Raw genomic sequence first — 13,062 nt, 5'->3', positions numbered from 1 at the left:
TTTAGAAGGAGAACCCCATGACGATCCACGTGACCCGGTCCCCGGCCACCACGGCCGACCCTGCCCGGCAGGCGTTCCTCCTGCTCCGCACGGGCTTCACCGTGGCGCCGATCGCCTTCGGGCTGGACAAGTTCGCGAACCTGCTCACCGACTGGCCGGCCTACCTGGCCCCGTGGGTGGACGACCTCGTGCCGGGCACCGCCCAGCAGGCCATGTACGCCGTCGGCGTGGTGGAGGTGCTCGCCGGCGTCGTGGTCGCGGTGGCGCCGCGGTTCGGCGGCTGGCTGGTGGCGGCCTGGCTCGCCGGGATCATCGTGAACCTGCTGACCTTCCCCGGGTTCTACGACGTCGCCCTCCGCGACTTCGGCCTGCTCGTCGGCGCCGTGGCCCTGGCCCGGCTGGCGGTCCGCTACGCCCCCGCCCGCCACGCGGACGCCGGCGCATGAGCGTCCCCGGCATGACCGCCGTCCCGGCGGAGCGGCCCACCCACCTGCACGTGGTCCGGCCCCGCGAGGCCGTCGACCTCCCCGCGGCGCAACAGGCCGTGACGGCGCTGCTGCGGGCCCTGGGGCGGGACCCGGACACCCCGCACCTGGCCGAGACCCCGCGGCGGGTGGCGGAGTCCTTCGCCGAGCTGCTCACCTGCCCGCCGCTCGACCTGACCACCTTCGCCAACGAGGGCTACGACGAGCTGGTCATCGCCAAGGACATCCCGGTCCGCTCCCTGTGCGAGCACCACCTGCTGCCGTTCTCCGGGGTGGCCCACATCGGCTACCTGCCGGCCGGCCGGATCCTCGGGCTGTCCAAGCTGGCGCGGGTCCTCGAGCTCTTCGCGCGCGACCTGCAGGTCCAGGAGCGGCTCACCCAGCAGGTCGCCGACTGGCTGCAGGAGCACCTCGCCCCGCGCGGGGTCGGGGTGGTGGTCGAGGCCGAGCACCTGTGCATGTCGCTGCGCGGCGTCCGCGCGCCCGGCGCCCGCACCGTCACCTCCGCGCTGCACGGCGTCCTCCGGCACGACGCCCGCTCCCGCGCCGAGTTCTTCGCCCTGACCGGAACCACCGCCTGATCCGATCCGGAGGTCACCATGCCCGCCTCGAACCCGTTCGTGATCGTCGGCGCCGGGCTGGCCGGCGCCAAGGCCGCCGAGACCCTGCGCGAGGAGGGCTTCGACGGGCCGGTCGTGCTGGTCGGCGCCGAGAGCGAGCGCCCCTACGAGCGACCGCCGCTGTCCAAGCAGTACCTGCTGGGTGCGGCGGCCCGGGAGAAGGCCTACGTCCACGACGAGGGGTGGTATGCCGAGCACGACGTCGAGCTGCGCACCGGCGTCCGGGCCACCCGGCTCGACCCGGCCGGGCACCGGCTGGAGCTCGACACGGGGGAAGCGCTGACCTACGGCAAGCTCCTGCTGGCCACCGGGTCCTCGCCGCGCCGGCTGCCGGTCCCCGGCGCCGACCTCGACACCATCCGGTACCTGCGCACCCTCCCCGACGCCGACCGGCTGCGGAGCGATCTCGCCGAGGGCGGGCGCCGGGTCGTGGTGGTCGGCGCCGGCTGGATCGGCATGGAGGTGGCCGCGGCCGCCAGCACCTACGGCAACGAGGTGACCGTCCTGGAGCCGCAGCCGGCCCCGCTGTTCGGAGTGCTGGGCCGGGAGCTGGGCGCCGTCTTCGCGGGACTGCACCGGGAGCACGGCGTCGACCTGTTCACCACCACGACGGTGCGCGAGATCCGGCCGGCCGGGGACGGGACGGTCTCGGTCGTCACCGACGGGCACGCCGGACTGCCCGCCGACCTCGTCGTCGTCGGTGTGGGGGCGGCGCCGAACACCGACCTCGCCGCGGCGGCCGGGCTCGCGACCGACAACGGCGTCGTCACCGACTCGGCCCTGGCGACGGCGGCACCCGACGTGTTCGCCGCGGGCGACGTGGCGGCGTCGTTCCACCCGCTGTACGACCGCCACGTGCGGGTCGAGCACTGGGCCAACGCCCTGAACGGCGGGCCGGCGGCCGCGCGGTCGATGCTCGGCCGGGACGTCGTCTACGAGCGGGTGCCGTACTTCTTCACCGACCAGTACGACTGGGGCATGGAGTACTCCGGCCTCGCCTCCCCCGAGGACACCGTGGTCTGCCGGGGCGACGCCGACAGCGGCGCCTTCGTGGCGTTCTGGCTGGCCGAGGGGCGGGTGACGGCGGGCATGAACGTCAACGTCTGGGACGTCACCGAGCCGATCCAGGAGCTCATCCGGTCCGGCCGGCCCGTGGACCCGGCGCGGCTGGCCGACCTCGACGTGCCGCTGGACCAGGTGGCCGCGGCGACCGGCTGACCGCGACACGGAACGAATCCGGGCAGGCCCCCCGTGTGCCGGTCGTCCCGAGCGGGCAGGCTGGGGACGACGTCACACCCCGGAAACGACTGGACGCGATCATGCCGAGCATGGACCGACAGCAGGAGTTCGTCCTGCGCACCCTCGAAGAGCGCGACATCCGCTTCGTGCGGCTGTGGTTCACCGACGTCTCCGGCTACCTGAAGGCGGTGGCCGTCGCGCCGGCCGAGATCGAGGCCGCCTTCGCCGAGGGCATCGGCTTCGACGGGTCGGCGATCGAGGGCTTCGCCCGCGTGTACGAGTCGGACATGCTGGCCAAGCCGGACCCCGCCACCTTCCAGGTGATGCCCGCCGCTGAGGGGCGGTCCAGCGACACCGCGCGGATGTTCTGCGACCTCACGCTGCCCGACGGGTCGCCGTCGTGGGCCGACCCCCGGCACGTGCTGCGCCGGACGCTGTCGAGGGCCGCCGACATGGGCTTCACCTTCTACACCCACCCCGAGGTCGAGTTCTTCCTGCTGAAGAACCTGCCGACCGACGGCAGCGTCCCCGAGCCGGCCGACACCGGCGGCTACTTCGACCTGTCCACGCACGACGTCGCGCACGACTTCCGGCGCGAGGCGGTCTTCGCGCTGGAGGCCATGGGCATCTCGGTGGAGTTCAGCCACCACGAGGTGGCCCCCGGCCAGCAGGAGATCGACCTGCGCTACGCCGACGCGCTGTCGATGGCCGACAACATCATGACGCTGCGGCACATCGTCCGTGAGGTCGCGCTGGCCCAGGGCGTGCACGCCACCTTCATGCCCAAGCCGTTCACCGACCTGGCCGGCTCGGCGATGCACACGCACCTGTCGCTGTTCGAGGGCGACCGCAACGCCTTCCACGACCCGGCCGACCCGATGAAGCTGTCGGCGACCGCCCGGCAGTTCATCGCGGGCCTCCTCGTCCACGCCAAGGAGTTCACCGCCGTCACCAACCAGACGGTGAACTCCTACCGGCGGCTGCTGGCCGGCACCGAGGCCCCGACGGCGGCCACCTGGGGCCGGGCCAACCGCTCGGCGCTCGTGCGGCTGCCCTCGTACAAGCCGAGCAAGGCGCAGTCCGCGCGGGTCGAGGTGCGCTCGCCGGACTCCGCGTGCAACCCGTACCTGACCTTCGCCGTCCTGCTCTCCGCCGGACTGCGCGGCATCGAGAAGGGCTACGAGCTGCCGCCGGAGGCGGAGGACGACGTCTGGTCGCTGACCGACACCGAGCGGCGGGCCGCCGGCTACGAGGACCTCCCGGTCTCCCTCGGCGAGGCGCTCACCGCGATGCAGAGCAGCGAGCTGGTCGCCGAGACGCTCGGCGAGCACGTGTTCCAGTTCTTCCTGCGGAACAAGTGGGCGGAGTTCAACGCCTACCGGCAGAACGTCACCCCGTGGGAGCTGACCCGCTACCTCCCCGGCCTGTAGCGCCCGGCGCCCCGTCGGTCTCCGGGGAAATCGTCGGCGCTCGTCCCGTCGGTTTCCGCGGAAACCGACGGGAGGAGGAGGGGCCGCAGGACGGCGACAACTACGCTCGTCGGGTGGCCCGCCTGCTCGTCGTCGTCCCCCACGAGACCGATCCGCCGGCCCGCCTCGGGGAGTGGCTGGCCCAGGCCGGGCTGGACCTCGACGAGCGGCACCTCGGCGACGGCGACGACCTCCCGGCGACGCTCGACGGGTTCGACGGGGTGCTCGTCCTCGGCGGCCCGCAGTCGGCGATGGACGACGAGCAGACCAGCCCGGAGCTGGCCGGGGTGCGCCGGCTGCTCGCCGATGCGCTGCGCGACGACGTCCCCACCCTGGCGGTCTGCCTCGGCGCCCAGCTGCTCGCCGAGGTCGGCGGCGGCCGGGTGCGGAAGGGGATCGACGGCCCGGAGGTCGGCGCACTGCTGGTCGCCAAGCGCGACGCCGCGGACCGTGACCCGCTGTTCCGCCCGCTGCCGCTGAGCCCCGACGTGATCCAGTTCCACCACGACGAGATCGCCGAGCTGCCGACCGGCGCCACCCTGCTGGCGAGCAGCCCGATGTACGCGCACCAGGCCTTCAGGGTGGGTCAGCACGTCTACGGCCTGCAGTTCCACATCGAGACGACGCCGGAGATCGTCGAGGAGTGGGCCGAGCGGGACACCGTGGGTGTGGCCGCCAGCCCGTTCGACCGGGAGACGATCTGCGCCCGCGCGGCCGCGGTCCACCCGGACCTCGAGGAGGTGTGGGCGCCGTTCGCCGCCCGCTTCGCCGACCTGGTGCGCAGCCGCGCCCGAGCGGCGGCCTGACCGGCGTGACGACGAGCGACGCGACGGAGATCCCCCGCCGGGCGGTGGTCCGGCTGGTGCGGTTCGGCTTCCACGACGGCGAGCGAGCCGCCCAGCTGCTGTCCGAGCCGCAGATGGGGCTGTGGGACCTCGACCGCAACGAGCCGGCCGACCCCGAGGCGGGGCCGGTCGTCTCCGCGCTGGCCCGCACCGGCGACCCCGACCTGGCGGTGCGCTCGCTGCGCCGGCTGGTCGAGTCCCTCGACCGCGACGACCCGACCGGCGGGTCGGCCGCCACGCTGCTGGCCCGGCTGCGCGGATCGGCGCTGCTACGGGCCCGGCTGCTCGCCGTCCTCGGCGCCAGCTCGGGCCTGGCCGACCACCTCGCCGCCCACCCCGGTGACTGGACCGTCCTGGACGGCGAGGGCGACACCCGCGGGCCCACGCGGCCCACCGCGCAGTCGCTGGAGCGGCAGATGCTCATCGCCGTCGGCGCCGATCCCGACGACCCGCCGTGGGGCGTGCGCCTGGGCAAGGCCGCTCCCGACGCGAGCCCGCAGCGGGTGGGCGCCCTGCGGCTGGCCTACCGCCGGGCGATCCTCTCCCTCGCCGGCCGCGACCTGGGCGAGAGCCGGCCCGCCGACGACGTCGCCGCCGAGCTGGCCGACGTCGCCGCCGCCGTCCTCACCGCCGGGCTGGCGCTGGCCGTCGCCGAGCAGCCGGCCGACGCCGCGGCCTGCCGGCTGGCGGTCATCGCGCTGGGCAAGACCGGCGGCCGCGAGCTCAACTACGTCAGCGACGTCGACGTCGTCTTCGTGGCCGAGCCGGTGGACCCGACCGAGGCGGAGGCGCCCGCGGTCAAGAGCGCCACCCGGGTCGCCGCCGCGCTCATGCGGATCTGCCGGGAGGCGGCCTGGGAGGTCGACGCCGCGCTGCGACCCGAGGGCAAGGCCGGCGCGCTGGTGCGCACCGTGGCCGGGCACGCCGCCTACTACCGGCAGTGGGCGAGCACCTGGGAGTTCCAGGCGCTGCTGAAGATGCGCCCGGTCGCCGGGGACCCCGACCTGGGGCGCGCGTACGTCGAGGAGCTCTGGCCGCTGGTCTGGAAGGCCGGCGACCGCCCGGGGTTCGTCGCCGAGGTGCAGGCGATGCGCCGCCGGGTGCTGGACAACATCCCGCCCGCCCAGGCCGAGCGGGAGCTCAAGCTCGGCCGCGGCGGCCTGCGCGACGTCGAGTTCGCCGTCCAGCTGCTGCAGCTCGTGCACGGCCGGGTGGACCACTCGCTGCGGGTGGGGGGCACCGTGCCGGCCCTCATGGCGCTGTCGGCCGGCGGCTACATCGGCCGGGACGACGCCGCCACGCTCATCGCCTCCTACCGGTTCCTGCGCACCGTGGAGCACCGGCTGCAGCTGCTGCGGCTGCGGCGCACCCACCTGCTGCCCACCGACGAGCAGCAGCTGCGCTGGCTGGCCCGCTCGCTGGGCTACAAGCCCGACCACCGGGGCGAGGCCGTCGATGTCCTGGACGCCGAGCTGAACCTGCACACCCGCGAGGTGCGCCGGCTGCACGAGAAGCTCTTCTACCGGCCGCTGCTGTCGGCGGTGGCCCGGGTGCCCGGGGAGGCCGCGCAGCTGGGCTCGAAGGCGGCCGGCGACTGGCTGCGCGCCCTGGGCTTCGCCGACCCCGACGGCGCGCTGCGGCACATGGGTGCGCTCACCGGCGGCGTCTCCCGCTCGGCGTCGATGCAGAAGTACCTCCTGCCGGTGGTGCTGCAGACCCTCGCCGACTGCGCCGACCCCGACGCCGGGCTGCTGGCCTACCGCACGGTCAGCGAGGCGCTCGGCGGCAACCAGTGGTACCTGCGACTGCTCCGCGACGAGGGGCAGGTCGCCGAGCGGCTGGCCCAGCTGCTCGGGTCCAGCCAGTACATCGCCGCGCTGCTCACCCGCACGCCCGAGGCGCTGCGCATCCTCGCCGACGACGCCGAGCTGGAGCCGCGCAGCGCGGCCGCGCTGGCCGGTGCCTGGCGGCAGGCCTCGGCGCGGGCCGCCGACCCGCAGGACGGCGTCCGGGTGCTGCGCGGCCTGCGCCGGCACGAGCTGCTGCGCGTCGCCGCGGCCGACCTGCTCGGCCTGCTCGACGTCGACCAGGTCGGGCGGGCGCTCACCGACATCGCCGTCGCCACCCTGCAGGTGGGGCTGGACGCCGCCGTCCGGGCGCACGCCGCGGAGGCGGGGATCGAGCCGGCCGCGCTCCCCACCGACGTCACCGTCATCGGCATGGGGCGGCTCGGCGGCGGCGAGATGGGCTACGGCTCGGACGCCGACGTGCTGTTCGTGCACCGGCCGCGGGCGGGGGCCGAGGAGGGGAAGGCGACCGCGGCGGCGAACGCGATCGCGCACACGCTGCGCCGGCTGCTCGGCGAGCCGGCCCCCGACCCGGCGTTCGAGGTGGACGCCGACCTGCGGCCCGAGGGCCGGCAGGGCGCGCTGGTGCGCAGCCTGGACTCCTACCGCGAGTACTACGAGCGCTGGATGTCGGTGTGGGAGGTGCAGGCGCTGCTGCGGGCGGTCCCGGTCGCCGGGGACGAGGCCCTCGGACGGGCGTTCATCGAGCTGGTCGACCCCATCCGGTACCCGGACGAGGGGCTCAGCGCCGAGCAGGTCGCCGAGATCCGCCGGATCAAGGCCCGGGTGGAGCGGGAGCGACTGCCCCGCGGCGCCGACCCGACCACTCACACCAAGCTCGGCCGCGGCGGGCTGGCCGATGTCGAGTGGACCGTCCAGCTGCTGCAGCTGCAGCACGCCGCCGCGGTGCCGGCGCTGCGGGTGACCTCGACGGGAGCCGGCCTCGACGCCCTGCACGAGGCCGGGCTGCTCGACGCCGAGCAGGCCGACGCCCTGCGGACGGCATGGCAGCTGGCCACCCGCGCGCGCAACGCCGTCTTCCTCGTCCGCGGCCGCCCCAGCGACCAGCTGCCCCGGCCGGGGACCGAGCTGGCCGGCGTGGCCCGTGCGAGCGGCTACGGGCCCGACACCGACCCCGGCCGGTTCCTCGACGAGTACGGCCGGACCACCCGGCAGGCCCGGTGGGTCGTCGAGCAGGTCTTCTACGGGCAGCCGGGCGGCGGCTGAGCGGACGAAGGTCCCTGGCGTGTCGCGCCGCCCCCGGAGCAGCCTCGGCGCCGTCCGTACCGCAGCCGTGGACAGCGGCTCGGGGAGCGGTTGCGGCCGTGCGGAGGAGTGCCCGTGTCCGCCACCCTGTCCCGCTCCCTGGTCGCGGAGTTCCTCGGCACCGCGCTGCTGGTCTTCCTGGCGGTCGGCTCCGCCGTCGCGGGCATCGACCGGCTCGGGCCGCTGGGTGTCGCGCTGGCCTTCGGCCTGGTGCTGCTCGCGCTCGCCTACGCGATCGGCCCGGTCTCCGGCTGCCACATCAACCCGGCGGTCACCCTGGGCGTCCTGCTCTCCCGCGGGATGACGCTGCCGGAGGCGGTCGGCTACTGGGTCGCGCAGTTCGCCGGAGGCATCGCCGGCGCGGCGCTGCTGCAGCTCATGGTCAGCTCCTTCGGGGGAGTCACCGACCAGACCGGCACGCTGGGCAGCAACGACTGGGGCTCGGCGATCAGCATGGGCGGGGCGTTCCTGCTCGAGGCGCTGCTGACCCTGGTGCTGGTGTTCGTGATCCTGCTGGTCACCGCGAAGGCGGCCGCACCGGGGTTCGCCGGTCTGGCCATCGGGCTGACGCTGGCCGCCGTCCACCTGTTCGGCATCCCGCTCACCGGCACGTCGGTGAACCCGGCGCGCTCGCTCGGACCGGCGCTGTTCGCGGGAGGCGAGCCGCTGGCCCACGTGTGGCTGTTCCTCGTCGCCCCTCTGGTCGGCGCCGCCGTGGCGGTGCTCGTCGCCCGGGCCCTCACCGTGCCGCTCGTGCCGGAGGAGGCCCTGACCACCGGAGCGGCGCCGGTCGACCGGACGGGCGCGGAGCTGCCCGCCGACACCCCCACGCCGCGCGAGCCCGCCGGCCGCGAGGTGACCGCGCGCGAGCCGCGGCGCTGACCACCCGTTCGGGGCCGCCGCGTGTGCCCGGCGGCCGGCCGGGGCAGGGGAGGAGCGTGACGCGACACCTGTCCCCTCGGACCGAGCCGCACGACGACGACGCGGCGGCGGCCCCCAGCGGGGACGGCGGCGCGACGATCACCCCGTACCGCGACGGTCCGCTGATCGTCCGCGGCGACTTCCGGCTGCTCGACCAGGACGGCGCGGAGATCGACCCCGGCCGGGACACCGTGGCGCTGTGCCGGTGCGGGCGGTCGGGGATCAAGCCGTTCTGCGACGGCACGCACAAGCGGGCCGGGTTCTCGGCGCCGAGCGCGCCGAGCCGTCCCCGGCCGGCCGCCCGCATCGTGCGCGACGGCCGGCCGGGGCAGTAGGAGGACCTCCTGCCCTCACCGCTCTCAGGCCCGCGCGGGACCCTGCAGGGGTCTAGCGGCCCTCGAAGGCCTTCGCCATCCGCTCCTGCTCCTCCAGCACCTCGCCGATCCGCGTCTGGACGGCGTCGAGCTGACCGATCACCTCGCTGGTCGCGTGGATCCCGGCCGACACCGAGCTGGTGCTGGACTGGATGCCGGTGATCTGGGTGGCGACCCGCTGGGTGGCCGACGCGGTCTCCCGGGCGAGGTCCTTCACCTCCCCGGCGACGACCGCGAACCCGCGGCCGAGCTCCCCGGCGCGGGCGGCCTCGATGGTCGCGTTCAGGGCCAGCAGGTTGGTCTGGTCGGCGATCGAGGAGATGATCCGGATGACGTCGCTGACCGACGCCGAGGCGCGGCCCAGGGCCTCCACCTCCGCGGTCATCGACGAGGCCTTGCCGACGGCGCTCTCGGCCACCCGGCCGGCGTCCGCGGCGGCGTCGCGCAGCCGGGCGACGGTCTCCAGCAGCGCCCGGGAGTTGGCCGCGTCGGCCTCGGCGCGGCGCAGGATGTCCAGGCGCTGGGAGAGCAGCTGCTGCACGTTCCGCAGCGCCGAGGCGCGGGACTCCGACAGTTCGATCGTCTCGGTCGTGAAGAAGTCCATCGTCCCGATGACGCGGCCCTCCGCCGTGACCGGGAAGCAGACACCCGAGCGGACGCCGGCGCGCTGCGCGGCGGGGGCGCGGACGCAGTCGGTGACCTCGGCGAGGTCCCGGACGAAGACCAGGTCGCGGGCCCGCCAGGCCCGGCCCGACAGGCCGACGCCCTCGGCGAAGCTGGCGCTCAGGGTGACCTTGCGGAACTCCTCGCCGGCCGAGCCGGACTCGACGGCGAACCGCAGCACCTGGGCGTCGTCGTCCAGGGCCCAGAACGAGCCGTACGCCCACCCGAAGGCGGTCCGCACCGTCTCCAGCGCCGTCCGCAGCGCCGAGGCCTCGTCGCGCGCCTCGCCGACCTTGCTGACGACGACGGTCACCGCCTCGCGGTCGTCGAGGGTCTCCTTGAGCAGCGCGGCCGACAGCGCCTGCCGGCGGGCGTGCGCGGCCACGCGGGAGATGGCCTTCCACTTCTCCGCCCGCCCGCCGAAGAACGGCAGGCTGCCGCGCGTGTAGTACTCCTGGACGGCGACCACCCGGCCGTCCTCGACGACGGGGAGGAAGCAGCCCTGTTGCGCGCCGGCCGCGGCGGCGGTGGCCCAGCGCAGGCACCGGCCGGCGTCGCTCGCGCTGTCGCAGAGCACCGCGCGCTTCTCCCGCAGCGCCTGCCCGCCGAAGCCGTCGGTCATCATGCCGTCCGCCGGCCAGCGCGCCGACATCGCCCGCGACAGGTCGCCCATCTGCGCCTGCAGCCGGAAGCCGCCGTCGCCGGTGGGCAGCCAGACCGCGCCGTAGGTCATGTCGAGCGCCTCGACGAGCGCGGTCAGCACCTTGACGTGGGCGTCCTGCTCGCTGGTGACGCCCTGGTCGAGGACCGCGAGCACCCGCTCGAGGGCCTCGACGTCCCGAGGCATGTCGGCGAGGGCCGGCGCGGAGGTGGGGTCAGGGGAGTCGGTGCGCCGCCACATGGGCTGGGTCCTCCGAGGGGCCGGGACGAGACAGCTGTCCCGGACACCATCGGCAGCGCACAACCGATGTGCAGCCGAGCCGCTGCCGAGCGCCGGGTCAGGCGGCCGGCCGGCGCTCCCCGCGCAGGCCGGAGCGGCCGACCTCCCAGGCGCCGAGCAGGTGCCGGGCGGTCAGCCCGTCCAGGGCGAGGGAGCAGGCCGCGCCGAACAGGACGTCGCCGGTCAGCTCCGGCTCCTCGGCGACCAGCGAGCCGCACATGTCGACCGACGCGATCTGCTCGTGGACGGCGTCGGCCTCCACGTGCTCGTCGTAGAAGACGCGGGTCGTCCCGTCGAAGCCCAGCCGGCGCAGTCCCGCCGAGTAGCGGCGGGAGGGCTCGGAGGAGGTCATCTCCACGGCGGTGAGGTGCCCCAGCGCCGCGGCCCGCCAGCGCCGGTGCAACCCGAACAGGGACATGGTGTTGACCGACGCGAACGCGCAGGCCGGCGCGTCGTCCCAGAGCGCGCCGTAGGTGGCGTCCAGGCCGAGGTCGCGCATCAGACCCGCGAACAGCTCGCTGTGCATCCGCTCCGGGGTTCCGCCGCCGTACTCGTCGGCCTGGATCTCGACCATGGCCGCCTTGGCCCGGCCGGACAGCCGCGGGATGGCGAAGGTGTGCGGGTCTCCTTCCTTGAGGTGGTAGACCGAGCGCAGGGCCAGGTACTCCCGCCACTGCTGCAGGGTGCCCGACCGCGACAGGTAGGACGACAGCGACGGGCCGTCGTCGGCGTCGATCAGCGCGCCCAGCTGCCGGTCCACCGGCTCGTCGGTGACCTCGAGGCCGCCGACCAGTGCCCGCAGCGCCGCGGTGTGCCGGCGCTCCAGCGCCGCCCGCAGCGCCAGCAGCGCCGGGTCCCACTCCCAGGCGTCGTCGACGCCGTCGAACCCGCGGTAGTGCAGCTCGTAGCAGATCGCCAGCGCCAGCTGGACGTCCTCGTCGGCGAGGGGGTCGGGCGAGGCATCCACCGTCCGGGAGGCGAGGGCCACCGTGCCGTCGGACAGCGCGCCGCGGGCGAGGTCGGCGCAGAGGGCGTGGGTGAGGGGCCCCCGGGGCTCGGGCAACTGCATGAGGAGGCCATGCCCACCACCTGCTGTTCCATGCGCGCGGGCGATCGAGGTCACCCGCGGGTAGGACGGATGCCATGGCTCCCGTCCACGACCGCGTCGTCCTCGTCACCGGCGGCAGCGCCGGCATCGGCCGCAGCACGGTGGGCCGGCTGGCCCGCGCCGGGGCGCGGGTGGTCACCTGCGCGCGGGGGAGCGACCGGCTGGCCGAGGCGCTGTCCGGGCTGCCCGGCGTCACCGGGGTGGTGGCCGACGTCGCCGACGCCGCGGACCGGGCGCGACTGGTCGACGGGGTCCTCGACACGCACGGCCGGATCGACGGCATCGTCCTCAACGCCGGGCTGGGCTGGGCCGGGCTGGTGGAGGACATGCCCGGCGAGGTCGTCGAGGGGCTGGTGGCGGCCAACCTGACCGGGGTGGTCGAGCTGACCCGGCTCGCGCTGCCGCACCTGCTGTCGGCGGCCCGCGACCGCGGGCGGGCCGACGTCGTCACGATCGCCTCGGCCGCCGCCTGGTCGCAGGTGCCGCCGCTGACGGTGTACTCGGCGACGAAGGCGGGGGTGCACGGCTTCGTCAAGGGCCTGCGGCGGGAGGTCACCGCCCGCGGCGTGCGGGTGCACACGGTCAACCCCGGCCCGGTGTCGACCGAGTGGCTCGCCCGCGGGCACGGCGCCCCGCCGGCCTCGGACGCCGAGGCGCCCGGCCGGCTCTCCCCGGGGATCGACGCCGACCGGGTCGCCGCGCAGGTGGCCCGCTGCCTGACCTCGCCGTGGTCCCGGACGGTCGCCGTCCCCCGGTGGATGGGCCTGGCCCGGCTCGGAGAGGTGCCGCCCGTGGACCGGGTGCTCGACCGGGTGCTCTCCCGCCGGGTGGACCGCATCCGCGCGGTCACCGCCCGGCTGGTGGCCGAGCGCACCCGCTGAGCAACCCCCGCCTGCCCTGTCGGGACACCCCCGGCGGGGCTACGTTGCGGCCATGGACGACGACCCGACCGTCACCGACCCGGGTGCGTACCGGGTCGTCTTCGAGAACGAGCGCGTCCGGGTGCTCGAGTACACCGACGAGCCGGGGTACCGGACCAAGCCGCACCGGCACCCCGACAGCGTCATGATCACGGTGAGCTCGTTCTCCCGGCGGCTGTACGGCGGCGGGCGGGAGGTGGACGTCCAGCTCACCGCCGGCACCGCCCGCTGGGTCGGCGCCCAGGAGCACGCCGGGGAGAACATCGGCAGCACGCCGTCCCACTCGTTCTTCGTCGAGCTCAAGGAGCCGCGGGACACCCCGCGCGAGGTGTCGGCGTCCATGGGGCCGAGCGACTCCTGACGGG

General features: G+C 75.3%; 12 protein-coding genes. 10 read left to right on the top strand and 2 right to left on the bottom strand.

What is annotated here, in order from left to right; all coding sequences use genetic code 11:
- Nucleotides 1–17 precede the first annotated feature (17 nt).
- From MY526_RS09440 to MY526_RS09405, 8 genes are all read left to right on the top strand, one after another.
- Nucleotides 18–446: a hypothetical protein gene (locus MY526_RS09440; protein ID WP_436690418.1), complete on the top strand. Its 429-nt coding sequence runs from the start codon at nucleotides 18–20 to the stop codon at nucleotides 444–446.
- Nucleotides 443–1,066, top strand: a complete 624-nt coding sequence (gene folE / locus MY526_RS09435) for a GTP cyclohydrolase I FolE (RefSeq protein ID WP_436703771.1) — start codon at nucleotides 443–445, stop codon at nucleotides 1,064–1,066. The genes MY526_RS09440 and folE overlap by 4 nt, the downstream gene beginning before the upstream one ends.
- An 18-nt stretch (nucleotides 1,067–1,084) precedes the next feature.
- The gene (locus MY526_RS09430; RefSeq protein WP_436690414.1) at nucleotides 1,085–2,323 is read left to right on the top strand and encodes an NAD(P)/FAD-dependent oxidoreductase; all 1,239 of its coding nucleotides are present in this window, start codon (nucleotides 1,085–1,087) and stop codon (nucleotides 2,321–2,323) included.
- A 110-nt stretch (nucleotides 2,324–2,433) separates the two neighbouring features.
- Nucleotides 2,434–3,774, top strand: a complete 1,341-nt coding sequence (glnA, locus tag MY526_RS09425; RefSeq protein WP_436690412.1) for a type I glutamate--ammonia ligase — start codon at nucleotides 2,434–2,436, stop codon at nucleotides 3,772–3,774.
- 113 nt (nucleotides 3,775–3,887) lie between these two features.
- The gene (locus MY526_RS09420; protein WP_436690410.1) at nucleotides 3,888–4,619 is read left to right on the top strand and encodes a type 1 glutamine amidotransferase; all 732 of its coding nucleotides are present in this window, start codon (nucleotides 3,888–3,890) and stop codon (nucleotides 4,617–4,619) included.
- A 5-nt stretch (nucleotides 4,620–4,624) separates the two neighbouring features.
- Nucleotides 4,625–7,732: a bifunctional [glutamine synthetase] adenylyltransferase/[glutamine synthetase]-adenylyl-L-tyrosine phosphorylase gene (locus MY526_RS09415; protein WP_436703770.1), complete on the top strand. Its 3,108-nt coding sequence runs from the start codon at nucleotides 4,625–4,627 to the stop codon at nucleotides 7,730–7,732.
- 114 nt (nucleotides 7,733–7,846) lie between these two features.
- Nucleotides 7,847–8,653, top strand: coding sequence for an aquaporin (locus MY526_RS09410; RefSeq protein WP_436703769.1), 807 nt, complete (start codon nucleotides 7,847–7,849; stop codon nucleotides 8,651–8,653).
- Nucleotides 8,654–8,709: 56 nt separating this feature from the next.
- Nucleotides 8,710–9,027, top strand: a complete 318-nt coding sequence (locus MY526_RS09405; protein ID WP_436690404.1) for a CDGSH iron-sulfur domain-containing protein — start codon at nucleotides 8,710–8,712, stop codon at nucleotides 9,025–9,027.
- Between the two features lie 52 nt (nucleotides 9,028–9,079).
- On the opposite strand, the gene MY526_RS09400 is transcribed toward MY526_RS09405, so the two are convergent.
- Together MY526_RS09400 and MY526_RS09395 are read right to left on the bottom strand one after the other, a co-directional pair.
- Nucleotides 9,080–10,630 carry a methyl-accepting chemotaxis protein gene (locus tag MY526_RS09400; RefSeq protein WP_436703768.1) on the bottom strand — a complete coding sequence of 517 codons (1,551 nt, stop codon included), beginning with the start codon at nucleotides 10,628–10,630 and terminating at the stop codon, nucleotides 9,080–9,082.
- A gap of 97 nt (nucleotides 10,631–10,727) precedes the next feature.
- Nucleotides 10,728–11,738: an iron-containing redox enzyme family protein gene (locus MY526_RS09395; protein WP_436703767.1), complete on the bottom strand. Its 1,011-nt coding sequence runs from the start codon at nucleotides 11,736–11,738 to the stop codon at nucleotides 10,728–10,730.
- A gap of 74 nt (nucleotides 11,739–11,812) precedes the next feature.
- Between MY526_RS09395 and MY526_RS09390 the strand changes: the two genes are divergently transcribed.
- Together MY526_RS09390 and MY526_RS09385 are read left to right on the top strand one after the other, a co-directional pair.
- Complete coding sequence (locus tag MY526_RS09390; protein WP_436690398.1) at nucleotides 11,813–12,658, top strand: SDR family oxidoreductase; 846 nt, start codon at nucleotides 11,813–11,815, stop codon at nucleotides 12,656–12,658.
- Between the two features lie 52 nt (nucleotides 12,659–12,710).
- A complete protein-coding gene (locus tag MY526_RS09385; protein ID WP_436690396.1) occupies nucleotides 12,711–13,058 on the top strand; it encodes a cupin domain-containing protein in 348 nt (115 codons plus the stop codon).
- Nucleotides 13,059–13,062 lie beyond the last annotated feature (4 nt).

Source organism: Geodermatophilus sp. CPCC 205761, from assembly GCF_051383655.1.
Taxonomy (GTDB): domain Bacteria; phylum Actinomycetota; class Actinomycetes; order Mycobacteriales; family Geodermatophilaceae; genus Geodermatophilus.
The sequence above is the reverse complement of the archived record's forward strand: the minus strand, read 5'-3'. Positions and strand labels throughout refer to the sequence as shown.

What these genes read in the sequence shown, in the direction of transcription:
- MY526_RS09400 (WP_436703768.1), bottom strand. Translation starts at nt 10,630, where the DNA reads ATGTGGCGGCGCACCGACTCCCCTGACCCCACCTCCGCGCCGGCCCTC.
- MY526_RS09430 (WP_436690414.1), top strand. Translation starts at nt 1,085, where the DNA reads ATGCCCGCCTCGAACCCGTTCGTGATCGTCGGCGCCGGGCTGGCCGGC.
- glnA (WP_436690412.1), top strand. Translation starts at nt 2,434, where the DNA reads ATGGACCGACAGCAGGAGTTCGTCCTGCGCACCCTCGAAGAGCGCGAC.
- MY526_RS09390 (WP_436690398.1), top strand. Translation starts at nt 11,813, where the DNA reads ATGGCTCCCGTCCACGACCGCGTCGTCCTCGTCACCGGCGGCAGCGCC.
- folE (WP_436703771.1), top strand. Translation starts at nt 443, where the DNA reads ATGAGCGTCCCCGGCATGACCGCCGTCCCGGCGGAGCGGCCCACCCAC.
- MY526_RS09385 (WP_436690396.1), top strand. Translation starts at nt 12,711, where the DNA reads ATGGACGACGACCCGACCGTCACCGACCCGGGTGCGTACCGGGTCGTC.
- MY526_RS09395 (WP_436703767.1), bottom strand. Translation starts at nt 11,738, where the DNA reads ATGCAGTTGCCCGAGCCCCGGGGGCCCCTCACCCACGCCCTCTGCGCC.
- MY526_RS09440 (WP_436690418.1), top strand. Translation starts at nt 18, where the DNA reads ATGACGATCCACGTGACCCGGTCCCCGGCCACCACGGCCGACCCTGCC.